The sequence below is a fragment of the Faecalibacterium sp. AF10-46 genome, assembly GCF_003604105.1.
Taxonomy (GTDB): domain Bacteria; phylum Bacillota; class Clostridia; order Oscillospirales; family Ruminococcaceae; genus Faecalibacterium; species Faecalibacterium taiwanense.
On record NZ_QVGY01000003.1, the window covers coordinates 114,556 to 139,802 of the forward strand.

Consider the following 25,247-nt stretch of genomic DNA (forward strand, 5'->3'; position numbering starts at 1 on the left):
TCGCAAGAGCTGCCGGGCGGTTTTTGTTTTACGATTTGAAATGCCCGCCGCGTTTGCTTTGGGCATAAAATAAGGAAATTATAAAAATATTTTTTCCGCTGAAAATAGCCAGAGCGAACGCGGCGGCTATTCTCAATCGTTTTGAAATGTGGTATACTGTATTTTGATAGTATAAACATAAAAGGAACAGGGGAAACCATGGCAACAGATCTCACACAGGAATTCTGCGCTCTGCGCGATACCTATATTGAAAAACAGTTTGGCCGCCTGAACGATATGCAGCGGCAGGCAGTGTTCACCACCGATGGTCCGCTGCTCATCCTTGCTGGTGCAGGCAGCGGCAAGACCACCGTGCTGGTAAACCGCATTGCAAACCTCATCCGGTTCGGCTCGGCCCACGGCTCCAAACAGACACCGCGCCCAGCCACGGAGGACGATATCAAGGCTCTGCGCAACGCCATCATGACCGGCACTGCCGCCCCCAGCTGGCTGGACGGGATGCTGCGCCAGAACGCTGTGCGCAGCTGGAACGTGATGGCCATCACCTTTACCAACAAGGCAGCAGGGGAGCTGAAGGAACGTCTGCGCCGGATGCTGGGCGGCGAGGAGGGCGACGAAGTGTTCGCTTCCACCTTCCACTCGGCCTGTGTACGCATCCTGCGCCGCTGGGCGGAGGAGATCGGCTACCCGCGCAGCTTTACCATCTACGATACCGATGATTCCCAGCGCGTGATGAAGGCTGTCTACAAAGACCTGAATGTGGACGATAAGTTCCTGCCCATCAAGGCTGCGATCAACCAGATGAGCCGATGGAAGGATCAGCTTGTCAGCCCGGAACAGGCCCTTGCCAGCCCCGCAAAAGATACCAAAGGCGCGCTGACGGCCCGCATCTACGCGGCCTACGAAAAGCGCCTGAAGGAAGCCGGAGCATTCGACTTTGACGACCTGATTTACCAGACTGTGCAGCTGCTGGCCGAGCACAAGGATGTGCGGGATTTCTACCAGAACAAATACCGCTATCTGCTGGTGGACGAGTATCAGGACACCAGTGTGGCGCAGTTCCGTCTGGTGAGCCTCCTCACCGGCCCGGAAAAGAACATCTGCGTGGTGGGCGACGATGACCAGAGCATCTACCGCTTCCGCGGCGCTACCATTGAGAACATCCTTAATTTCGAGCGCATTTACCCGGGCACCAAAACCATCCGTCTGGAACAAAACTACCGCTCTACGTCCAATATCCTGAACGCTGCGAACTGTGTCATTCAGCACAACACCGAGCGCAAGGGCAAGACCCTGTGGACCAGCAATGGCGAGGGCGATAAGGTGCAGGTGTACACCGCCGAGAACGAGCAGGACGAGGCCAGCCACATCGCGGATGTGATCGGCCAGCACCTGAAAGAGGGCGGACATCTGGCCGACCACGCTATCCTCTACCGTATGAACGCCCAATCGGCCCCCATCGAAAGCTACTTTACCCGTGCAGGCATCCCCCACAAGATCGTGGGCGGCCAGCGCTTCAACGACCGCAAAGAGGTCAAGGATATTCATTCCTACATGTCCATCGTGGCGAACCCCCGCGATGATGTGCGCCTGCGCCGCATCATCAACGAGCCTGCCCGCAAGATCGGTGCCACCACCGTGGAGGTGATTGCCGATCTGGCCGCGCAGGAGGGCGTGAGCATGCTGGACATCATCGGCCATGCCGACCAATATGCAAAGCTCAGCCGCGCCGTAATGCCGCTGCTCAAGTTCTGGCAGATCTATCAGCGCCTGCAGGATTCTTTGGAGACCCGCACGCTGGACGAATTTGCAGCCGATGTGATCGAGCTGACCGGCTATAAGGCCATGCTGGAAGCCGATGCAGCCAAGGGCCACGAGGATGCGGCTGACCGCCTGCAGAACCTTGGTCAGCTGGTCAACAACGTCAAGAACTACTGCGACCAGCACGGTGAGGAAGCCACGCTGGAAGGCTATCTGGAAGATATCGCCCTCATCAGCGATATCGACAGCTATAACGAGAGCGCCGATCAGGTGGTACTCATGACCATCCACTCCGCCAAGGGTCTGGAATTTCCGTATGTGTTCCTGATTGGCATGGAGGAGGGCGTATTCCCCAGCGAGATGAGCAAGTATTCCGAGGCCGATCTGGAAGAGGAGCGCCGCCTTGCCTACGTGGGCATCACCCGCGCCAAGAAGGAGCTGTACATCTCCAACAGCGTTTCCCGGATGCTGTATGGCCGCACCCAGCGCAACGAGCCGAGCCGCTTTTTGCGGGAGATCGAGCCGGAGTATATCGAGGAGACCCGCAGCCCGGTACTGGAACAGCGCTCCCGCTTTGGCGGCTGGGGCGACAGCTATCGTGATACGGTGCCCGGTGGTGCATCCGGTTACTCCGGGCCATCTGGATGGGGCCGCAGCGCCAGTGGGTACGGTTCGGGCGGTTACGGAAGCGGCTATAGCAATCGCAGCGGCTACCTGAACCGCGAATACAACGCGGGCGAGGGCCGCGGCTTTGGCTCGGCCTATGCAAACCGGGGCCAGAGCCAGAGCGGATATGGTTCCGGCTATGGCCGCAGCGGCGCAGGTGCGGGATATGGTTCTGGTTACAGTTCTGCATATTCTGACGGAACAACGCAGAAAAAATCTGCAAAGCAAATCTCCTTTACAGGTACACCGGCAGCAAAAACCGCTGCAAAAGGCGCAAAACACTATGAGCCGGGCGATCTTGTGGAGCACAAGGTGTTCGGACGCGGTCAGGTAGTGGCTGTGAAGCCTGCCGCCGGAGATCAGATCGTGGAGATCAACTTTGAAAAGGTGGGCATCAAAAAGACCATGGCCAATTTTGCGCCCCTGACCAAAATCACTGCGGAGGAATAACACACTTATGATGACTGTTCGTTTGATCGCACATACCCCGGAACCGGAAAAGGTGGTGGCTGCAGCGGCAAAGCTCTGCTATTCCGATGCGCACATCACCGACCTGCTGGACGGCCTGACCGAGGAAAAGACCGCGAAGTTCCTGACCATGCTCAGCGATCTGGGCCATGCCAGCCCCATTGAACATGCCAGCTTCACCTTTGGCATCGAGGGGGTCAGCCGCACTTTGCTGGCGCAGATCACCCGCCACCGTATTGCATCCTTCAGTGTGCAGAGCCAGCGCTATGTGCGGCTGGACGATTTCCGCTATGTGGTACCGCCCGAGATCGAAGCCATCCCGGAAGCAAAGGAAGCTTTCCTTGCCAGCATGGAAGAGGACGCAAAGCGCTACCTCGACCTTGCCCACAAGCTGGAAGAAGGCCACACCGCCCGCCTGATGGCTGAAGGAATGCCGGAAAAGCAGGCCCGCGCCAAGGCCAGCAAGCAGGCCAACGAGGATGCCCGCTTTGTACTGCCCAACGCCTGCGAGACCAAGATGGTGGTCACCATGAATGCCCGCAGCCTGCAGAACTTTTTCCACCTGCGCTGCTGCAGCCGCGCCCAGTGGGAGATCCGGGAGCTGGCCGAAAAAATGTTTGAGCTGGTGTACCCGGTGGCACCGCATATCTTTGCAAAGTCCGGCCCGGCCTGTGTATCCGGCCCCTGCCCGGAAGGCAGGATGTGCTGCGGCAAAACCGCCGAGGTGCGTGCAAAATATGCATCCATCAAGGAGGCTGCAGGCGTATGAGCAAGGGAAAACTGATCGTACTGGAAGGGCTGGACGGCAGCGGCAAGGCCACGCAGGCAAAGCTGCTGGCAGCACATTTAAAGGGGCAGGGCTTTTCTGTGCGGGAGATCACCTTCCCGAATTATGAGAGCGACTCCAGCGCCCTTGTAAAAATGTATCTGGCCGGGCAGTTCGGCCAGCACCCGGACGATGTAAACGCCTATGCAGCCTCCAGCTTTTATGCGGTGGACCGCTACGCCAGCTACAAAAAGGACTGGGGCAGTTTTTACGAGAATGGCGGCATCATCATTGCCGACCGCTACACCACCTCCAACGCGGTGCACCAGTGCTCCAAGCTTCCGCCGGAGCAGTGGGAGAGTTTTCTCGGCTGGCTGTTTGATTTTGAATTCCATCTGCTGGGCCTGCCTGCGCCGGATGAGGTGATCTACTTACAGGTAGACCCCGCCGTGAGCCAGAAACTTATGACCCAGCGTTACCACGGCGACGAGAGCAGGAAGGATGTGCACGAGAAGGATACCGAGTATCTTGCCCGCAGCCGCTGCGCCGCCGAGTATTGTGCCGTGCACCTTGGCTGGGCCGTCGTGCATTGCACCAGCGGGGACAACATGCGCAGCATCGAAGACATTCAGGCCGAAGTGCAGGAGATCGTGTTGAAGCAGCTGACATAATTTTCGATAAGAGGGGGCATCCTGACAGATGTATCGTTTGATGCAGCCGGAAGATAAACCGGCAGTGCTGGCTTTATGGCAGAGCCAGCGCAATGAATCAGAAGAATTTGCCAAAAAGGCCATTGAGCAGTTTGCAGGCGAGCAGAACGTCTATGTGGCCGAGGAAAATGACGAGATCGCTGCGGTGGCGCTGGCTGTGCCGGTCACGCTGCAGGGCCGCAGCGGCACCTACCTGTACGGTCTGTGCGGCGAGGGCAGCCTGATCCTGGCGGGCCTTGTGGACTATCTGTGTGCCCAGCAGAAGCTGCGCGGCGCAGGCTTTACGGTGGCGGTGCCCACCAGCCCGGAGCAGGCCGCACTGCTGCAGGATAAGGGCTTTGCATGGGCCTTCGCCCTGCGCTGCCTGCCGCGCGAGGTGGAGCGCAACCTGTGGAGTCAGGCGGAGTTTGATTCCGTCACCGCCAAAAAGCTGTGTGAGCTGCGGGAGCGCTTCTGGCCCGATACCGTGCAGCTGACCCCGGAGCGCATGGCCGTGGTGCTGGGAGATCTGTACTCCTCCGGTGCCACCATCGTTTCCAGCGCCCACGGCTATGGTATTTATTTCCGCAAGGAGGATACGCTTTACTTTGTGGAGCTGCAGGCCGACAATGACCGCGCCGCCGAAGTACTGATGGAAGCCGCCCGCGAAAAGGAAGTCATCGTGGAAAAGGCGGTCATTACCGTGGGCGCATCCCAGCCGCTGTTCCTCGGCGAGGGCACCCGGCAGGACTACGGCATGATCCGCTTTGATGCCGAACCCTTTGATGTAGCCGAAAGCTACATGCGCCTGATGCTGGAAAACTAAGATAAAAGGAAGGTGCTTATGGCACACGAAAAAAACACCCGCAAAAAAGGCGGTGTAGGGAAGATCCTGCTGGTGCTGGTGGTACTGCTGGCGCTGGCCGTTGGCGGGGCGCTGCTGTTTGCGCACAACGAGATCAGCGGCAATGGCAGACCCGGCACGGAGATAACGGTGAGCATCCCGCAGGGCAGCGGCGTTTCCGTCATTGCGCAAAAGCTCAAGGATGCGGGTGTGATCCGCTCGGCCTATCTGTTCCGCTGGTATGTGGGGCAAAAGGGCGCGGCATCAAAGCTGCAGTATGGCGAGTTTACCCTGCAGAAGAGCGCCTGCTCTTACGATGCCATTATTGCGGTCCTGTCCACTTACGCTAAGGCCGAAACGGTGCGCGTGACCATCCCAGAGGGAACCACGGCCATTGCCATTGCCCAGAAGATGGAAGCCGCCGGGCTGTGCAGCGCCGAGGATTTCCTGAAGGAAGCCAACGAGGGCGATTTCAGCGAATACACCTTCTGGCAGTACGTGCCGGACGATGCCGACGCGCCGGACCGCTTTATGAAGTGCGAGGGCTATCTCTTCCCGGAGACCTACGAATTTTTAAAGGATGACACCGTGCACAACTATGTAGCCACCTTCTATGCCCAGTTCGATGCACAGATCACCGATGCGATGTATGCAGAACTTAAAAAGCAGGATATGACCCTGCCCCAGCTGATCACACTGGCATCCTTTGTGCAGGAGGAAGCAGGCAACAGTCAGGACTCAAACGTGGCACAGGTGTTCCGCAACCGTCTGGCTGCGGATTCACCCTACCCGCGCCTGCAGAGCAACACCTCCAGCTATATCCAGAGCGACAGTGACAACAATTACCTCTGGAACTGGGTGGCACCCTACTATGGCGGCTGGGATAATATCCCGGGAAATATCGTGGCTGCGTATGATACCTACAGCTGCAAGGGTCTGCCTGCTGGGCCGATCTCGAACCCCGGCATTGCGGCCATCAAGGCAGCGCTGGCCCCCCAGCCCAATGAGGAAGCCAAGGATGCCTATTTTTTTGTGACCGACCTCAAGGGCAGCTATTATTATGCCCGCACCCTGAGCGAACACAACGCAAACTGCCAGAAGGCAGCACAAGTGAACAAAACTGTGAATACGGAAAAATGAGAGGAATTTGAACTATGCTGCAAATCCCGGAACTGCTGGCCCCGGCAGGCGATCTGGAACGCCTGCGCTATGCCATCAACTACGGTGCCGATGCCGTTTACTGCGGCCTGCCTGAATTTGGAATGCGGTCTGCTCCGGCCAACTTTACGCCGGAACAGCTGGCCGAGGGTGTCATCTACGCTCACGCCCGCGGCCGCAAGGTCTACCTGACCATGAACACCCTGCCCACCAACGAGGAAGCCGACCGCCTGCCCGAGGCCATCAAGGAAGCAGCCAAGGCCGGTGTGGATGCCTTTATCGTGGCAGACCTTGGTGTGCTGGATGCCTGCAAGACCTTTGCACCGGACATCGATGTGCACATGTCCACCCAGACAGGCATCACCAACTGGGCTGCGGCCCGTGCCGCCTACAATATGGGCGCAAAGCGCGTGGTGCTGGCCCGTGAGATGACCCTGCAGGATATTGCGATCCTGCGCGATAAAACACCACCGGAGCTGGAGATCGAAGCCTTTGTGCACGGTGCTATGTGCATGAGCGTTTCGGGCCGATGCCTGCTTTCCAACTACATGGCGGGCCGCGACGCGAACCGCGGCCAGTGTGCCCAGCCCTGCCGCTGGAAATACTATCTCAGCGAGGAGACCCGTCCGGGACAACTGTACGAGATCGGCGAGAACGAGAACGGCAGCTACATCCTCAACGCCAATGATATGTGCACCGCGCCGTTCCTTGACCTGATCTGCAAGGCAGGTGTGGACAGCCTGAAAATCGAGGGCCGTGCCAAGACCTTCTACTATGTGGCAAGCGTTACCGCCGCCTACCGCAGGGCGCTGGACGCTTATCTGGCCGACCCGCTCAACGACAACTTTGAGCTGCCTGCTGAAGTGTACGAGGAGCTTACCCGTACCAGCCACCGCCATTACTCGCCGGGCTTCTACTTTGGCCGCGAGCAGGCCAGACAGGCCACCGACAGCGCTACTTACATCCGCGAGTGGGAGTTTGTGGGCACGGTAGACGGCTGGGAGAACGGCGTTGCCTCCTGCCAGCAGCGCGGCAAGTGGAGCCTGGGCGACACTCTGGAAGCCCTCTGCCCGGATGGCCGCAGCATTCCGCTGAATCCTGAGTGGATCGAGAACGAAGCCGGTAAGCGGGTGGAGAGCACCCCGCATGCCATGGAAAAATACACCATTCCCACGCCGGAGCTGCCGCCCATGAGCCTGCTGCGGCGCAAAACGGTATAAGGAGACCACAATGGAAGCAACACGCCTGTGTCCATACTGCCTGCAGCCGCTGCCCGGAGCAGCACAAAGCTGCCCGCACTGCGGCAAAAGCTTTGCCGGGCGCAACCCCGGCGGCACCCTGCCGGTGGGCACCGTGCTGGCCGGGCGCTACACCGTAGGGGAAATGCTGAGCATCGACGGCGAGGGCATCCTCTACCGCGGCGCAGAGAATCTGGGCCGTTTCCGGGTGACCATCAAGGAATATCTGCCCATTACCCTCACGGCGGAGCGCACGGCAGAAAGCACCCTGCGGCCCAAGACCGGCAGTGAGGTGCTGTTCAAGACCACCCGCATGGATTTTGCGGACCTGTACCGCTCCATCCAGCGCATCACTCCGGCCAATGGTCTGGAAGCCGTGCTGGATGTGGTGGAAGCCAATAACAGCGTTTACGCCATTCTGGAAAATCTGGGCGGTACCCCGCTGGATCAGTGGCTGGAAAACCACCCCGGCACCATCCGCCCGGACGATGCCTGCACCATGCTGCAGCCGGTGTTTGAAGGCGTAGCCGCCATGCACAAGATCGGTCTGGTGCACCGCGGTATCTGCCCGGAGAACATCCGCGTGATGGAAAACGACCGCTGCCGTCTGGCAGGCTATGCCACGGTGGGCCTGCGCACGGCGGGCAGCGGCCTGCGCGAACAGCTGTACGAAGGCTATTCCGCCCCGGAGCAGTATTCCACCGCAGAGTTCGAGGGCCGCTATACCGATGAATACAGCCTTGCGGCCGTGTTCTACCGCATGGTGTGCGGGCAGGCCCCGGTGCCTGCAGCGCAGCGCATGGTGGCAGACTCCAACCCACGCGCAAAATCGGTGAACGGCAGCCTGCCGCTGTACGTCTCGCAGGTGCTGCAGCTGGGCCTGCGCCTGCGGCCCATGGAGCGCATCCAGACCGTGCCGCAGCTGTATCAGGCCCTTTCTTCCAAGGAATACACCGCCGAGCTGACCCGCACCATGAAGCCGGAGACTCCGGTGCGCACAGCCCAGCCGGAGCCGGAACGCAAGGAGCATCTGCTCAGCTTAAAAGCGCTGCTGGCGGGCATCGTGATCCTGCTGTCCATCCTCATTCTGCTCACGCTGTGGAGCGTGCTGAGCCAGCACATCCACCAGCCTGCCGCGTCGGCTGCGGAGTCGGAACCGGCCAGCAGCGAGGTGATGGTGCCGCAGAACCTTGTGCCGAACTTTATTGGCATGGACTACACGCAGGTGCAGAACAACCGGGAATATACCAGCATGTATCTGTTCTACGTCACCGAGGAATACAGCGATACCGCCCCGGCGGGCCAGATCATCCAGCAGGAGCCGAGCGCGGACACTGTGCTCAAGGCAGGGGAGACCATACGGCTGGTGGTGAGCAAAGGCCCGCAGATGGCCGAGATGCCCAATATCATCGGCTTTACGCAGGATGGCGCGGTAAAGGAACTGGAAGCCCGGGGCCTTGTGGCCAGCTGCTTTATGGTGGTGAACGATGGCTCCTATGCATCCGGCTGCGTGGTGCGTACCAGCGAGGAGCCGGGCACCAAGGTGGAAGTGGGCACGGTGATCACCGTGTATATTGCGGCAGACCCCAGTGTGCAGATCACGGTAACACCGGAGGAACCCGCCGCTACCGAACCCACCACGACAGAGCCGGCCCCTCCGGAAACAACAGATCCTACCCCCACGGAACCGGAACACAATACAGACTAAAAAACAAAAGCAGAAGCGGGAGCCTTGCAAAGGCCCCCGCTTCTGCTTGTTTAGGATAGGAAAGAGAATGGCTTAGTTAAAGGTTGGTGTAGCCCATCAGGTAGCGGTCTACCTCGGCGGCGCAGTCGCGGCCTTCGCGCAGGCCCCACACCACAAGGCTCTGACCGCGGCGCATATCGCCGCAAACGAACACCTTTTCCACGTTGGTCTTGAAGCTGTGGTCTGCCACGTTGCCGCGGGCGGTCAGCTCCACACCAAATGCATCGGCCACGTAGCTTTCGCAGCCGGTAAAGCCTGCGGCGATGAACGCCAGCTGGCAGTTGTAGGTAAATTCTTCACCGGTGGGCACCATGCTGGTACGGCCGGTCTCGGGGTTCCGTTCCGGCTTCAGGTAGGAGATGATAGCACCGGTCAGATTGCCTGCATCATCCTTCAAAAATTCCTTCACGGTGGTCTGGTACACGCGCGGGTCCTTTCCAAACTTTGCAAGGCACTCGGTCTGGCCGTAGTCCACCTTCAGCACACGGGGCCACTCCGGCCACGGGTTGGAGGCTGCACGCTCCTTGGGCGGCTGCGGCATCATTTCCAGTGCCACCAGATCGGTGCAGCCCTGCCGCAGGGCCGTGCCCTGACAGTCGTTGCCGGTATCACCGCCGCCGATCACCAGAACATTCTTGCCCTTGGTATCGATGGCCTTGCCGTCCGCGAACTGGCTGTCCAGCAGACTTCTGGTCACGCTGGTCAGGTAGTCCACGGCAAAGTGCACGCCGTTTGCATCGCGGCCGGGCACATTCAGGTCGCGGGCCTTCTTGGCACCGCAGCACAGCACCACGGCATCGTAGCCGTTCAGCAGCTCTTCGGCGGCAACCGCCCCGCCCACATCCATGTTGGTGCGGAACTCCACGCCCTCGGCCTGCATGATCTTGATGCGGCGCTCGATGACGGATTTGTCCAGCTTCATGTTGGGAATGCCGTACATCAGCAGGCCGCCCACGCGGTCGGCACGCTCGAACACAGTCACGGCGTGGCCGCGCTTGTTCAGGTATTCAGCCACCGAAAGGCCGGAGGGGCCGCTGCCCACCACAGCTACGCTCTTGCCGGTGCGGGAGGGCGGCGGTGCGGCGTGCAGCCAGCCCTTGGCGTAAGCCGTTTCGATAATGGCGTGCTCGTTCTCGCGCACGGTCACGCTGCTGCCGGTCACATCGCCGCAGGTGCAGGCCGCTTCACACAGGGCAGGGCACACCCGGCTGGTGAACTCCGGAAAACGGTTGGTGGCCATCAGCCGATGCATGGCCAGCTCCCACTTGCCATGATAAACAAGGTCGTTCCACTCCGGGATGAGGTTATTCAGCGGGCAGCCGGAGGCCATGCCGCCGATCATCATGCCGGCCTGACAGAAGGGAACACCGCAGTCCATGCAGCGTGCTGCCTGCGTCTGCTGCTCCTCGCGGGAGAGCCAGACATGAAATTCGTTAAAGTTTTCAATGCGTTCCAGCGGCGGAACATCCGTGCTGGTTTTGCGCGTATAGTCGATAAATCCAGTTGTCTTACCCATGACGCTGCCCTCCTTACTTCTTCTTCTGCACCGTGTAGAATGCTTCGATCTGCGCCTGCTCGCCGTCCAGACCGCGCTCCTCAACGGATGCGATCACACGCAGCATACGGTCATAATCGTAGGGCAGAACTTTCTTGAACTTGGGCAGGAATTCGCTGAAGTTGTCAAGGATCTCTTTGCCGCGGGGAGAGCCGGTGGCCTCCACATGTTCGCGGATCAGCTCTTTCAGGGTGGCAACATCGTACTTGTGCTCCACAGGCTCCAGACTGACGGTCTCCTTGTTCACGCGCTGGTAGAAGTCCCAGTTCTCGTCCAGCACGTAGGCGATACCGCCGGTCATACCGGCTGCAAAGTTCTTGCCGGTCTGGCCCAGAACCACCACCGTGCCGCCGGTCATGTACTCGCAGCCGTGGTCGCCAACGCCCTCCACAACGGCGGTGGCACCGCTGTTGCGCACGGCGAAGCGCTCACCGGCCACGCCGGAAATGAACGCCTTGCCGCTGGTAGCACCGTACAGGGCCACGTTGCCGGTGATAATGTTCTCCTCGGGCTTGAACGTGATGCCCTTGGGCGGGCGCACGACGATCTTGCCGCCGGAAAGGCCTTTGCCCATGTAGTCGTTGCAGTCGCCCACAAGGTCCAGCGTCAGGCCGCCCGGGATGAAGGCACCAAAGCTCTGGCCGCCTGCACCCACACAGTGGGCGGTGTAAACATCATCCGGCAGGCTGTTGCCGTATTTGCGGGTGATCTCGCTGCCAAAGATGGCACCAAAGGCGCGGTCGGTGTTGGAGACATCCAGCGTCACGCTCTGGGCATTCTTGCTGCTGAGCTTGAACTTCTTCATCAGCACCTTCATATCGAGGGTATTTTCCAGATGGAAGTCGTAGGTGTCCTCCTTCACGAAGTGAACATTGCTGTTCTCGATGGCAGGGTTGTGCAGGATGCAGTCGAGATCCATCTTGGAAGCGCGGCTGCCGGGTGCGGCAGGCTTGACCTTGAGCAGGTCGGTGCGGCCCACCAGTTCATCGATGGTGCGCACGCCCAGCTTTGCCATGTACTCGCGCAGCTCCTCGGCCACAAAGGTGAGGTAGTTGATGATGTATTCCGGCTTGCCCTTGAAGTTCTTGCGCAGCTCCGGGTTCTGGGTGCAGATGCCCATGGGGCAGGTATCCAGATTGCACACACGCATCATCACGCAGCCCTCGGCCATCAGCAGGGTAGTTCCGAAGCCGAACTCCTCTGCGCCCAGCATACAGCTGATGGCAACATCGCGGCCGGAGAGCAGCTTGGAGTCGCTCTCGATGCGCACGCGGGTGCGCAGGCCGTTCAGGATCAGGGTCTGATGGGTCTCGGCGATGCCCAGCTCCCACGGCAGGCCAGCGTGCTTGATGGAAGTACGCGGTGCTGCACCGGTGCCGCCGTCGTAGCCGGACACCAGAATGACCTGTGCGCCGCCCTTGGCAACACCGGCCGCAATGGTGCCAACGCCGGCCTCACTGACCAGCTTGACATTGATGTTGGCGCTGCGGTTGGCGTTCTTCAGGTCGTAGATCAGCTCTGCAAGGTCCTCGATGGAGTAGATATCGTGGTGCGGCGGGGGAGAGATCAGGCCCACACCGGTGGTGCTGTGGCGGGTCTTTGCGATCCACGGATATACCTTGGCACCGGGCAGGTTGCCGCCCTCACCGGGCTTTGCGCCCTGTGCCAGCTTGATCTGGATCTCTTCCGCAGAAACGAGGTATTTGCTCGTTACACCAAAGCGTGCGGAAGCCACCTGCTTGATCTTGGAATTGCTCTCGCTGTGGTAGCGCTCTTCGGGTTCGCCGCCCTCGCCGGTGTTGCTGCGGCCGCCCAGACGGTTCAGGGCGATGGCAATGGTCTCATGGGCTTCGCTGCTCAGGGCACCGTAGCTCATGGCTGCGCCCTTGAACCGCTTGACGATGGAGCTTACCGGCTCCACCTCTTCCAGCGGGATGCCGCCGTCAGGAGCATAGTTGAAGTCCAGCAGGCTGCGCAGATGCACGCCGTCAGCACCCATATTGTCCACGGTGCTGGTGAACTGCTTGAAAGCCGAGTAGTCGTTCGTCCAGCAGGCTTTCTGGAACAGGTGGATGGTCTGGGGGTTGAACAGGTGTTCTTCCTTGCCGCTGCGGAACTTGTGTGCGCCGCTGTCGGCCAGCTCCATGTTGATGTCCAGACCCAGCGGGTCGAAGGCTGCGTTGTGCTGGGCTTCCACATCGGCCTGAATGTCCGAAAGGGTAATGCCGCCCACACGGCTCACCGTGCCGGTGAAGTATTTGTCGATGACATCCTTGGAGATGCCCACAGCCTCAAAGATCTGGCTGCTCTGGTAGCTCTGGATGGTGGAAATGCCCATCTTGGAGGCGATCTTCACAATGCCGCTGAGGATGGCGTTGTCGTAGTCCTCCACGGCTGCATAGTAATCTTTGTCCAGCAGGCCTTCGTCGATGAGCTGGCCGATGGTCTCATGTGCCAGATAGGGGTTGATGGCGCAGGCACCGTAGCCCAGCAGGGTGGCAAAGTGGTGCACCTCGCGCGGCTCTGCACTTTCCAGGATCAGGGCCAGTGCGGTGCTCTTCTTGGTGCGGATCAGGTACTGCGAAACCGCGGAAACAGCCAGCAGGCTGGGAATGGTCACGTGGTATTCATCCACATCGCGGTCAGAAAGGATGATGATGTTTGCACCATCCTTGTAGGCGCGGTCGACCTCCAGAAATACACGGTCGATGGCCTTTTCCAGACTGGTATTCTTATAGTAGTTGATGGACACCGTGGCTACCTTGAAGCCGGGCACGTTCATATATTTGATCTTGAGCAGGTCGGTGCTGGTCAGGATGGGGTTGTGCACCTTGAGCACCTTGCAGTTCTCGGGCTTGTCCTCCAGAAGGTTGCCGTGTGCGCCAATATACACGCTGGTGGAAGTGACCACCTTTTCGCGGATGGCATCGATGGGCGGGTTGGTGACCTGCGCAAAACGCTGCTTGAAGTAATTGAACAGCGGCGGATGCTGGTTGCTCAGCACAGCAAGCGGGGTGTCGGTGCCCATAGCGCCGGAAGGCTCTGCGCCTGCCCGTGCCATGGAGAGGATCATGGTGTTCACATCCTCATACTTGTAGCCGAACACCTTTTGCAGGCGGGTGAGCTGATCGCCGGTGTAGCTTTCCACCTTCACGTTGGGAATTTTCAGTCTGGCCAGCTCCACAAGGTTGCGGTCGATCCACTCGCCGTAAGGCTCACGGCTGGCGTAGAACTCCTTGAGCTTTTCGTCGTCCACCACTTCGCCCTTCACGGTGTCCACCAGCAGCATTTTGCCGGGGCGCAGACGATCCTTGACCAGAATATTATCCGGCTCGCATTCCAGCACACCTACCTCGGAGGACAGGATCATGCGGCCGTCCTTGGTGATGTAATAGCGGCTGGGGCGCAGACCGTTGCGGTCCAGCACAGCGCCCATCACGTCGCCGTCCGAGAAGAGGATGGCAGCGGGGCCATCCCAAGGCTCCAGCATGGTGGCATAATACTGGTAGAAATCGCGCTTTTTCTGGCTGATGTTTTTGTTGTTCTCCCACGGCTCGGGAATGGTGATCATCACGGCCAGAGGCAGATCCATGCCGTTCATCACCATGAATTCCAGCGCGTTATCCAGCATGGCGGAGTCGGAGCCGGAAGTGTTGATGATGGGCAGGATCTTGTTCATGTCGTCCTGCATGATGGAGCTGGAGATGCTCTCTTCACGGGCCAGCATGGCATCCGTGTTGCCCTTGATGGTGTTGATCTCGCCGTTATGCAGGATGAAGCGGTTGGGGTGTGCGCGCATCCAGCTGGGGTTGGTGTTGGTGGAGAAGCGGCTGTGCACCATGCCGATAGCGGATTCATAATCCTCGTCCTGCAGGTCGGTATAGAACAGGCGCAGGTCGTGCACAAGGAACATGCCCTTGTACACGATGGTGCGGCTGGACAGGCTGGGCACATAAGTGCCGTTGCTGGCCTGCTCGAACACGCGGCGCACAATGTACAGCTTGCGGTCAAAATCGATGCCCTTGCTCACCTTGGCGGGCTTTTTGATGAAGCACTGCCAGATAGCAGGCATACAGTCGCGGGCTTTCTGGCCCACGGCATCCGGGTTCACGGGAACCTTGCGCCATGCCAGAAATTCGAGACCTTCCTTGCGGGTGACCACCTCGAACAGCTTCATGGCTTGCGCACGCAGGTGTTCGCTCTGGGGGAAGAAGAACATGCCCACACCGTACTCGCGCTCGTTGCCAAGGTTGATGTTCAGCTCTTCAGCAACCTTGGAGAAGAACTTGTGGCTGATCTGCAGCAAAATGCCCACACCGTCGCCGGTCTTGCCCTCGGCATCCTTGCCGGCACGGTGCTCCAGCCGTTCCACAATGGCCAGTGCATCGTCCACGGTCTGGTGGCTTTTGCGGCCCTTGATATCCACCACAGCGCCAATGCCGCAGGCATCGTGCTCAAACTGTGGATCGTACAGACCAAGGGTGTTTTTCTGCTCTGTAAAGTTTTCCATAGACTTTCCCATCCTTATCTAAAATCCTCACCGGTGCGGCACCCTCCGCATTTTGACAAAAAAGAAAAAGCGCCCCGCAAGGGCATACTTTACCCTTGCGGAACGCCTTTGTTCCGGTAACTATTATTATACTGAACGCTGAAAAATCTTCAAGTGTCAGCTGCACCAAATATGACAACTGCTTTACACCACTTCTTGTGCGAAACGCCGCGTATGGCGGTCAGTTGTAGCTATAGTGAGAACAGTGCAGGCTCAATGTCTGCCCAGAATGGCCTGTAGGTCATTTTCCGGCGTTGTTACGGCTTTTAAATCGTACTTTTGCTGCAGGGCAGCCACAACGCCCGGCGAGAGGAACGGGGGCAGGGTAGGCCCCAGCCGGATGTTCCGGATGCCCAGCGCCAGCAGCGCGATGAGGATGCACACGGCCTTCTGCTCAAACCAGCACAGCACCAGCGAGAGGGGCAGGTCGTTGACGCCGCAGCCAAAGGCATCGGCCAGCGCCAATGCGATGCGGATGGCGCTGTAGGCGTCGTTGCACTGGCCCACGTCCAGGATGCGGGGCAGACTGGTGCCCGGCACGGTGCCAAGGGGCAGGTCGTTCAGGCGGAACTTGCCGCAGGCCAGGGTCAGCAGGATGGTGTCGGGCGGGGTAAGGCGGGCAAACTCGGTGTAGTAGCGGCGGCTGGGCCGGGTGCCGTCGCAGCCGCCCACCAGAAAGAAGTGCCGCAGCTTACCGTCCCGCACCGCCTGCACGATCTCGTCCGCGTGCTGCAGCACGGCGGTGCGGGCAAAACCGGTGGTCACCGTGGAGCCGCCGTTCAGGCCGGGCAGCAGGGTGTCCTGCGCGTAGCCGCCCAGCTCCAGCGCCTTTTCGATCACCGGGGAAAAGTCGCGCCCTTCGTCGATGTGGGGCACGCCGGGGTAAGCCACCACCGAGGTGGTGAACACCCGGTCGGCGTAGCTGGCGCGCAGGGGCATGATGCAGTTGGTAGTGAACAGGATGGGCGCGGGGATGTCCTCGAACTCCCGCTGCTGGTTCTGCCATGCGGTGCCAAAGTTGCCCTTGAGGTGGGGGTAGCGGCGCTTCAGCTCCGGGTAGCCGTGGGCGGGCAGCATCTCCGAGTGGGTGTAGACGTTGACGCCCCGGCCTGCGGTCTGTTCCAGCAGCTGCTGTGCGTCGTAGAGGTCGTGGCCGGAAATCACGATGAACGGCCCCTTTTCAATGGTCAGGGGCACCTGCACCGGTTCCGGATCGCCAAACGCGCCGGTGTTGGCCGCGTCCAGCAGCTCCATGCAGCGGTAGCTGGCTTCTCCTGTGGCCTGCACCAGCTGCCACAGGGCGTCGGTGGTCTGGCCGGGGTCGCCCACGGCCTGCAGGGCGGTACAGAAGAACCGGTCCAGCTCCGGGTCGATGCGGCCCAGCACCCGGGCGTGGTAGTTGTAGGCAGCCATGCCCCGCAGGCTGAACAGCACAAAGCATTTCAGGCTGCGCCGGTCGGCGTCCGGTTCCCGCCAGAGGGCCTGCATGTCGTAGTCCGGGCCGGTGCCGGGGCTGGCGTCGTGCACCCGGCGGGTCAGTGCGTCCACGGCGGCGGTGTCAAAGTTCACGTTGGTAATGGTGGTGAACAGCCCCTGCATCAGCAGCCGGGCCTGTTCCGGGGTCGGGCCGCGCCCCGCCGCGATGAGCTGCCCGGCAAACGCGATGAGCGCCCCGGTGAGCCGGTCCTGTGCGGCGGCTGTCTCGGCCGACTTGCCGCACACCCCCGCTGCGCCGGTGCAGGCGGTGCAGCCCGCCGCCTGCTCACACTGAAAACAAAACATCTGCTCGTCCATACAAAACTCCCTTTCTGCCATAAGATACTGCCAGTGTGGGCAGAGCGGGGCGGGGTTATACCAAAAAAAGAGCCGCACCCCTGCGGGCGCGGCTCTTAGACGATGCGGTATGACTTAGTAGGTGATGCCCTGTGCCATCATGGCGGTAGCAACCTTCAGGAAGCCGGCGCAGTTTGCACCGACCATCAGGTTGCCCTCGGAACCGGCAGCCACAGATGCATCGTAGGAAGCATGGAAGATGCCCTCCATGATGCCCTTCAGCTTGGCATCCACTTCCTCAAAGCTCCAGCTCAGACGCTCGGAGTTCTGGCTCATCTCCAGACCGGAGGTGGCTACGCCGCCTGCGTTGGAAGCCTTTGCAGGTCCGTACAGGATGCCGTTGGACAGGTAGACCTCAATGGCCTCCGGGGTGCTGGGCATGTTGGCGCCCTCGCACACGACGGTGCAGCCGCCCTTCACCAGAGCCTCAGCGGACTCCTTGTTGATCTCGTTCTGGGTTGCGCAGGGCAGGGCAATGTCGCAGGGGACAGTCCAGACCTTGCTGCAATCTGCAACATAGGTTACACCCTCGTGGGTCTCGGCGTACTCCTTGATACGGCCGCGGCGCACTTCCTTCAGATCCTTGACGTAGGCCAGATCGATGCCGTTGGGATCGTAGACATAGCCGTTGGAGTCGGACATGGTCACGACCTTGGCACCCAGCTGGGTAGCCTTCTCGCAGGCGTAGATCGCAACATTGCCGGAACCGGAGATGACCACGGTCTTGCCCTCAAAGCTGTCGTTGCGCATGCACTTCAGAGCTTCAGCGGTGAAGTAGCACAGGCCGTAGCCGGTAGCCTCGGTACGGGCCAGAGAACCGCCGAAGGTCAGGCCCTTGCCGGTGAGCATGCCGCCCTGGAAGCTGTTGGTCAGGCGCTTGTACTGGCCGAACATATAGCCGACCTCACGGCCGCCGACACCGATATCACCGGCGGGGCAGTCCACAAACTGGCCGATGTGGCGGTACAGCTCGGTCATGAAGCTCTGGCAGAAGCGCATCACTTCCATGTCGCTCTTGCCGTGGGGATCAAAGTCGGAGCCGCCCTTGCCGCCGCCCATGGGCAGGGTGGTCAGGCTGTTCTTGAAGATCTGCTCAAAGCCGAGGAACTTCAGGATGCCCTGATTGACAGAGGGATGGAAGCGCAGGCCGCCCTTGTAGGGGCCGATGGCGCTGTTGAACTGTACGCGGTAGCCGCGGTTCACCTGAACCTTGCCCTGATCGTCTACCCAAGGCACACGGAAGGTGATGATGCGCTCCGGCTCGACCATGCGCTCGATCAGGCCGGCCTTCTCGTACTCGGGGTGCTTCTCAACAACGGGCTGGATGCTCTCCAGAACCTCGCGCACAGCCTGCAGGAACTCAGGCTCGTTGGCATTGCGCTTTTCCAGACCTTCGTAAACGCGCTTCAGGTATTCATTCGTCAGCATAGTAGAATACTCCTTTTCCCAATTACTCTATAAAATTTGAAAAAGACGAAACCGCCCGGCACACCGCACAGCGGACACGCTGCTAAAACGCTATGGGACGATCCCGGATTTCCATTCTTACACACCGGCCTGCTTATGGCTACAGACCGCTTTATTATTATAAAGCATTTCTGTGGGTTTGACAATAGAGAGAAAGTAGAAAATGCTTCAAAAAAACAGATGAAAAGTTGAGACCGCTTCACAAAACGAAAAATAAAAGAAAAAAACTGCACAGAACCTTGTTTTTTAAAGCGCTGACAGAACAAAAGAAATACGGAAAAGAACGTCTTTTCTCCATTTTGCTGCATTCCGCAGGCGCAGAAAGCCATATTTTCTGCAACCAAAAAGCCCTGCACCACGCAAACGGCACAGGGCAGAAAAACGTTTTTTACTTCTTCAGCAGCTTTTCGCAGGCATCTGCGGCACCTTCCAGATATTCGCCGCCGTAGGTCTCGATCATACCGGCATCGGAAAGCGCAGCCAGCTGGGGATCGATGGGGCACTTTGCCAGCACGGGAAGGCCGTGCTTTGCAGCCACCTCATCCACATGGCTCTCGCCGAACACATTGATGTGCTTGCCGCAGTCGGGGCAGACGATGTAGCTCATGTTCTCCACGATGCCCAGCATGGGCACCTTCATCATTTCAGCCATGTTCACGGCCTTGGCCACGATCATGCTCACCAGCTCCTGCGGGCTTGCCACCACAACAATGCCGTCCACCGGCAGGCTCTGGAACACGGTCAGGGGCACATCACCGGTTCCCGGAGGCATGTCCACGAACAGAAAGTCCACGTCTTTCCAGACCACATCGGTCCAGAACTGCTTGACAGCACCGGCAATGACCGGGCCGCGCCACACAACGGGGTCTTCCTCATTTTCCACCAGCAGGTTGATGCTCATAACATCAATGCCCATGCGGCTCTGGATGGGCCAGCAGCCCTTGTCGTCGGCCATGGCGCGGCCATGGATGCCGAACAGCTTCGGGATGGAAGGGCCGGTGATGTCGGCATCCAGAATGCCGCAGTGGTAGCCGCGGCGTGCCATGGCGCAGGCCAGCAGAGCGCTGGTCATGCTCTTGCCAACGCCGCCCTTGCCGGACACAACGCCGATGACCTTTTTGACGCTGCTGTTGGGGTTGGGTGCGTCATGCTTGGGCGCTGCATCGCGGGAAGAACATGCTGCTCCACAGCTGGAGCAGTCATGGGTACATTCTTCGCTCATTCTCTTTTTGCGCACGGCTGGCTCAGAGGCATTGGCCGTGTGCTTCCTCCTTAAACAGAATACGGCCATATAAAAGCCGCCCCTTTACTATACCATAAAAGCGCTCAGGAAACAACCCGCCGCGCCGCTCTGCTTTTGCATATCCTGTTCCGCCGCTTCATATGCTGGAACCGGAACATTCCGGCAGGAGGTGCGCCATGCGGCAGAGCTATTTGAAAAATGCGGCGCTGCTCACCGGTTCAGACGTGGTGCTGCGGCTGGCCGGCATGGGCCTGCGCATCTGGCTGGCAAACGAGCTGGGCGGCGAGGGGATGGGCCTTTACCAGCTGGTGCTGGCGGTGTATTCACTGTTCGTCACGCTGGCAACGGCGGGCGTTTCGGTGGCGGCTACCCGGCTCATGGCCGAGGAACTCAGCGGCCCGGCTTCCGCCCATGGTGCAGCCCGTGGCATGCTGCGCCGTCTGCTGGCGGCAGGACTTGTGCTGGGGCTGTTTGCCGCCGCGCTGCAGCTGGCGACAGCGGATCTTGCGGCCCGGTTGTGGCTTGGCGATGTCCGCGCCGTCGGTGCTTTGCGCGTTTCAGCGCTGGGAATGCCATGGATGGCGGTCTCGGCGGTGCTGCGCGGTTTTTTCATCGCCCGGCGGCATGTGGCCCCCAATGTGTTCAGCCAGCTTACGGAGCAGACGGTGCGCATCGCGCTGGTGGCACTGGCGCTTACCCGTACCGAGGGCCTTGCGGTGGGCGTGCGCTGTATGCTGGTGTTGGGAGCTACCGCCGTCAGCGAAGCGGTGTCGGCGCTGTGCATGCTGGCCTTTTACCGGCGGGATGCCCGCAGTGCCTTTGCGGGGCAAAAAGCCGTCCGCCCGGCAGACCCGGCCCGCCGTCTGTGGGAGATCCTGTGGCCGGTGGAGGGCGGGCGGGTGCTGGCAAGCGCCCTGCACACGGCGGAGAATATGCTGGTGCCCGCCTGCCTTGCGGTCTATCTGATCAACGCGGGCGGGCGCACCGCCGCGCTGGAGCAGTACGGAGAACTGAAAGGCATGGCTCTGCCGCTGCTTACGTTCCCATTTGGCCTGCTGGGCAGTCTTTCGGTGCTGCTGATGCCGGAGATCACGCAGGCTCATATTCTGGGCCAAACCGAACGGCTCAACGCACTTTTGAACCGGATGTTGCGGCTCACCGGCTATTTTTCCGCGCTGGCAGGGGTGCTGTTCTGGGTGTGGGGACGGCCGCTGGCACAGCTTTTGTACCAAAGTGCGGATGCCGGGTTTTATCTGGAAACGCTGGCTCCTGCCATGCCGCTGATGTATCTGGAAAGCATGGTGGACGGTGCCATGAAAGGGGTAGGAGAGCAGAAGGCGGCCTTCCGCTACAGCGTGTGGGATTCCATCCTGCGCATTGGCGGGGTGGTGGCGCTGCTGCCGCGCTTTGGCATGAAGGGCTTTTTGGCAGTGATCCTGCTTTCCAGCCTGTACACCTGCGCGGCCAACACCGGGCATCTGCTGTTTTCCAGCGGCACGCAGCATGCATTCCGCCGCTGGCTGGGTGCACCGGCACTGGCAGCTGTGCTGGCCGCGGCGGCTGGCATGGCGTTGCGGAAGCTGCTTGCGGATGGGTTTGCGGCTCGGCTGCCTTTGCAGCTGGCCGCGTTGGGCGTAGGCGGCTGCGCTACCACAGGAGTGTTCCTGCTGGCGGCATGGCCGCTGGGCCTTGGAGAGGAAGCAGCCGCGCTCTGGGCTGCGCACCGGCCCGGCAGACCGAAAAAATAGAGGGAGTTTGGCAGCGGATTCAAATTTTCTGGACATTCTGCAGTGTTCTGAGTATAATATAAAGATAGGGCTGTCCGGTGCGCCGGGCAGGACGGAACGCCGGAAGCTCCTTCCGACAAAAACAGCGGCGTTTTACGCCGTGTGCAAAAAGAGGACTTTTTTGTGAAAGATAAAAAGAACACGCCGCAGGTGCTTGCGCGCCGGGCGCTGCTTGTGCTGCTGGATGCAGCCATTGTTGCATTCAGCTTTTATTTTGCGCTTCTGCTGCGGGCAGACGGAGCAGTGGAAGCTGCCTGGTGGCCGCATAACCGTGAGCTTCTGTACGAAAATCTGCCATGGATCGTGGCGGTGTACATTGCCAGCTTTCTGTTCAGCGGGCTGTACTCCGTACTGTGGAAGTATGCCGGTGAACGCGACCTGATGCGTCTGGCGGGAACGGTGGCTGTGCCTACCGTTGTTGTCTACTGTGTCAACCGTCTGTGCATCCACGGTGTGCTGTTCAACTCCGCCAACTGCATGGCAGCGGTGCTCATCTTCCTGCTGGTGGGCGGCAGCCGTCTGGCATGGCGGCTGTTTTTGAACCATCCGCTGGGCGAAAAGCTGCGCGGCTCTGCCAGCAAGGACCCCAACCGCCCGGTGATGATCGTAGGTGCAGGCGAAGCCGGTGCATGGGCCATCAATGTGTGCAAATCCAATAAGGAATATGGTCACGCGGTGGTGGCGGTGGACGATGATCCCACAAAACTCAACCAGACCATCCACGGGGTGCCGGTGAAGGGCACGCTGGAGGATATCCCGGACCTGTGCAAGCGCTACGGCATCCACAGCATCATCATCGCCATTCCTACCCTGAAGGGCAGCAAGCTGAACCATGTCATCGATCTGTGCGTCAGCACCCATTGTGCGGTGCAGGTGCTCAGTGACCCGCAGCTGGTGGGCAGCGGTACACCGCAGCAGGGAGCCTTCCGCGAGTTGAACCCGGCGGACTTCCTTTCCCGCGATGAGGTGACGCTGGATACGGATCAGATCTCCGGCTACCTCACCGGCAAGACCGTTCTGGTCACGGGCGGCGGCGGCTCCATCGGCAGCGAACTGTGCCGTCAGGTGATGCGCTTCAAGCCCGGCAAGCTGCTTATTTTTGATATCTACGAGAACTGCGCCTATGAGCTTTTGATGGAGCTGCAGCAGAAGTACGGCCGGGATATCCCGGTAACGGTGCTCATTGGCTCCATCCGCGATAAAAAGCGTCTGGATGAGGTTTTTGAAACATATCATCCCACTGTGGTGTTCCATGCGGCAGCACACAAGCATGTGCCGCTGATGGAAGTCAGCCCTGCAGAAGCGGTCAAGAACAATGTTCTGGGCACCAAAAATCTGCTGGTGAGCGCCAGCGAACACGATGTGGAGCGGTTCGTGCAGCTTTCCACCGATAAGGCTGTGAATCCCACCAGTGTGATGGGCTGTACCAAGCGCATCTGCGAAATGCTCATCCAGACCTTTGCGGGCAACACGGATATGAAGTGTGTGGCTGTGCGTTTTGGCAATGTGCTGGGCAGCCACGGCAGCGTCATTCCGCTGTTTGAGGCTCAGATCAAAAAAGGCGGGCCTGTCACCCTGACAGATCCCAACATTGAGCGCTACTTTATGACCATTCCGGAAGCGGCCCAGCTGGTGCTGCAGGCTGGTGCGCTGGCCGAAAGCGGCAATATCTATGTGCTGGACATGGGCGAGCCGGTCAAGATCATGGATCTTGCAAAGCAGCTCATCCGCTTTTACGGCTATGAGCCGGGTGTGAATATGGAGATCAAGATCGTGGGTCTGCGTCCGGGCGAGAAGCTCTATGAAGAGCTGATGATGGACGAGGAGCAGGACAAGATGCGCCGCACCCAGCACAATAAAATTTTTGTGGCTTCGCCGCGCAGCATCGATCTGGCCGAGTTCTATGGGCAGCTGCAGGAGCTTGCCGCTGCGGCAGAGCACAACGACGAGGGCGTGGTGCAGCAGCTGGCAAAGATGATCCCCACCTTTACCCCCACCCGCCAGAATCTGAAGCTGTAAACTCCCCCAGTCTGCTGCGCAGACAGCCCCCTCAAAGAGGGAGCCTGTCCGTGCGGCAAAGCCTCCCTCATTGAGAGAGGCGGCATCGTATCAGCGATGACGGAAGGAGTTTCTACTGATGTCACTGCGGCGATCGGCCGCGTGCATATAAAATGAGAGGGATGTTACTATGGAAAAGAAACCGTTTCTGACCGAGGCGATGGCACAGGAGATCATTCAGGATGTGCCCACGCCGTTCCATGTCTACGATGAGAAGGGCATCCGTGAAAATGCCCGCCGCATCAACAAGGCATTCAGCTGGAACAAAGGCTTCAAGGAGTATTTTGCCGTCAAGGCTCTGCCAAACCCTGTCATCCTGCAGATCCTCAAGGAGGAGGGCTGCGGCGTGGACTGCTCGTCCCTGACGGAGCTGATGCTCAGCGAGGTGTGCGGTTTCTCTGGCAGTGAAATCATGTTCTCCTCCAACCAGACTCCCGTGGAGGATATGAAGAAGGCCTACGAGCTGGGTGCCTATATCAATCTGGACGATGCCACCATGGTGGAATTTCTGGAGCGTGTCGCCGGTGTGCCGGAGAACATCTTCTGCCGCTATAACCCGGGCGGCACCTTCCGTCTGGGCGAGAGCGAAGAGGGCTTCCAGGTCATGGACAAGCCCGGCGATGCCAAGTACGGCATGACCGAGGAGCAGATGATCGACAGCTACAAAAAGCTGGCTGCCAAGGGTGCAAAGAACTTCGGCATCCATGCTTTCCTTGCTTCCAATACCATTTCCGACGAGTATTACCCGGAGCTGGCAGGTATTCTGTTCCAGCTGGCTGTCCGGGTGCAGAAGGCCACCGGTGTGCACATCGGCTACATCAATCTGTCCGGCGGCGTGGGTATTCCGTACCGCCCGGAGCAGACCGAGAACGATATCATGGCTATCGGCGAGGGTGTGCGCAAGAAGTTTGAGGAAATTCTGGTGCCCGCAGGCATGGGCGATGTGGCCATCTTTACTGAGATGGGCCGCTTTACCACCGGCCCCTACGGCGCACTGGTGGCAACTGCCATCCACGAAAAGCACATCTATAAGGAATACATCGGTCTGGATGCCTGCGCAGCCAACCTGATGCGCCCGGCCATGTACGGCGCTTACCACCACATCACCGTGCTGGGCAAGGAAAATGAGCCCTGCGACCACATGTATGATGTGGTGGGCGGTCTGTGCGAGAACAACGACAAGTTTGCCATTGACCGGATGCTGCCCAAGATCGACATTGGCGACATCGTTTATATCCACGACACCGGTGCACACGGCTCTGCCATGGGCTACAACTACAACGGCAAGCTGCGCAGCGCCGAAGTGCTGCTGTGCGAGGATGGCACCCACCGTCTGATCCGCCGTGCCGAGACTCCGCGCGATTACTTTGCAACGCTGGATTTCCTGCCCCTGATGAAGCCGCTGTTTGAAGATTAAG

General features: G+C 59.6%; 15 protein-coding genes. 10 read left to right on the top strand and 5 right to left on the bottom strand.

All coding sequences use genetic code 11. From position 1 onward, the window contains the following. Positions 1–198: 198 nt before the first annotated feature. The 7 genes from DWV57_RS05310 to DWV57_RS05340 are packed head-to-tail and all read left to right on the top strand — an operon-like array spanning position 199 to position 9,298. Positions 199–2,877, top strand: a complete 2,679-nt coding sequence (locus DWV57_RS05310) for a UvrD-helicase domain-containing protein (RefSeq protein ID WP_120020185.1) — start codon at positions 199–201, stop codon at positions 2,875–2,877. A 7-nt stretch (positions 2,878–2,884) separates the two neighbouring features. Beyond that, on the top strand, positions 2,885–3,664 hold the full coding sequence (gene thyX, locus DWV57_RS05315) for an FAD-dependent thymidylate synthase (protein ID WP_097775432.1): 780 nt from the start codon (positions 2,885–2,887) through the stop codon (positions 3,662–3,664). After that, a complete protein-coding gene (locus DWV57_RS05320) occupies positions 3,661–4,332 on the top strand; it encodes a deoxynucleoside kinase (protein ID WP_120020186.1) in 672 nt (223 codons plus the stop codon). Before thyX ends, DWV57_RS05320 begins: the two co-directional genes overlap by 4 nt. Before the next feature lie 28 nt (positions 4,333–4,360). Continuing rightward, positions 4,361–5,176, top strand: a complete 816-nt coding sequence (locus DWV57_RS05325; RefSeq protein WP_097775434.1) for a hypothetical protein — start codon at positions 4,361–4,363, stop codon at positions 5,174–5,176. Between the two features lie 18 nt (positions 5,177–5,194). Further along, a complete protein-coding gene (gene mltG, locus DWV57_RS05330; RefSeq protein WP_120020187.1) occupies positions 5,195–6,334 on the top strand; it encodes an endolytic transglycosylase MltG in 1,140 nt (379 codons plus the stop codon). Between the two features lie 14 nt (positions 6,335–6,348). Beyond that, entirely contained in the window at positions 6,349–7,572 is a 1,224-nt protein-coding gene (locus tag DWV57_RS05335; RefSeq protein ID WP_118528831.1) for a U32 family peptidase, read from the top strand. Positions 7,573–7,582: 10 nt separating this feature from the next. Then, positions 7,583–9,298 carry a PASTA domain-containing protein gene (locus tag DWV57_RS05340; RefSeq protein WP_118528833.1) on the top strand — a complete coding sequence of 572 codons (1,716 nt, stop codon included), beginning with the start codon at positions 7,583–7,585 and terminating at the stop codon, positions 9,296–9,298. Between the two features lie 76 nt (positions 9,299–9,374). Here DWV57_RS05340 and DWV57_RS05345 read toward each other — a convergent pair whose 3' ends face one another. From DWV57_RS05345 to DWV57_RS05365, 5 genes are all read right to left on the bottom strand, one after another. Next, positions 9,375–10,853, bottom strand: a complete 1,479-nt coding sequence (locus tag DWV57_RS05345) for a glutamate synthase subunit beta (RefSeq protein ID WP_118528835.1) — start codon at positions 10,851–10,853, stop codon at positions 9,375–9,377. Positions 10,854–10,866: 13 nt separating this feature from the next. After that, positions 10,867–15,402, bottom strand: a complete 4,536-nt coding sequence (gene gltB / locus DWV57_RS05350; RefSeq protein WP_120020188.1) for a glutamate synthase large subunit — start codon at positions 15,400–15,402, stop codon at positions 10,867–10,869. A gap of 252 nt (positions 15,403–15,654) precedes the next feature. Then, entirely contained in the window at positions 15,655–17,235 is a 1,581-nt protein-coding gene (hcp, locus tag DWV57_RS05355) for a hydroxylamine reductase (RefSeq protein WP_120020189.1), read from the bottom strand. A 114-nt stretch (positions 17,236–17,349) separates the two neighbouring features. Then, a complete protein-coding gene (gdhA, locus tag DWV57_RS05360; RefSeq protein ID WP_120020190.1) occupies positions 17,350–18,702 on the bottom strand; it encodes an NADP-specific glutamate dehydrogenase in 1,353 nt (450 codons plus the stop codon). Positions 18,703–19,129: 427 nt separating this feature from the next. Further along, a complete protein-coding gene (locus DWV57_RS05365) occupies positions 19,130–19,963 on the bottom strand; it encodes an Mrp/NBP35 family ATP-binding protein (RefSeq protein WP_044953699.1) in 834 nt (277 codons plus the stop codon). A gap of 197 nt (positions 19,964–20,160) precedes the next feature. Between DWV57_RS05365 and DWV57_RS05370 the strand changes: the two genes are divergently transcribed. The 3 genes from DWV57_RS05370 to DWV57_RS05380 all read left to right on the top strand — a co-directional run bounded on the left by DWV57_RS05370 (position 20,161) and on the right by DWV57_RS05380 (position 25,246). After that, entirely contained in the window at positions 20,161–21,732 is a 1,572-nt protein-coding gene (locus DWV57_RS05370; RefSeq protein WP_120020191.1) for an oligosaccharide flippase family protein, read from the top strand. A 162-nt stretch (positions 21,733–21,894) separates the two neighbouring features. Continuing rightward, the gene (locus DWV57_RS05375; protein WP_120020192.1) at positions 21,895–23,790 is read left to right on the top strand and encodes a nucleoside-diphosphate sugar epimerase/dehydratase; all 1,896 of its coding nucleotides are present in this window, start codon (positions 21,895–21,897) and stop codon (positions 23,788–23,790) included. 169 nt (positions 23,791–23,959) lie between these two features. Then, positions 23,960–25,246 carry a diaminopimelate decarboxylase gene (locus DWV57_RS05380; RefSeq protein ID WP_120020193.1) on the top strand — a complete coding sequence of 429 codons (1,287 nt, stop codon included), beginning with the start codon at positions 23,960–23,962 and terminating at the stop codon, positions 25,244–25,246. The last annotated feature ends 1 nt before the right edge of the window (position 25,247 follow it).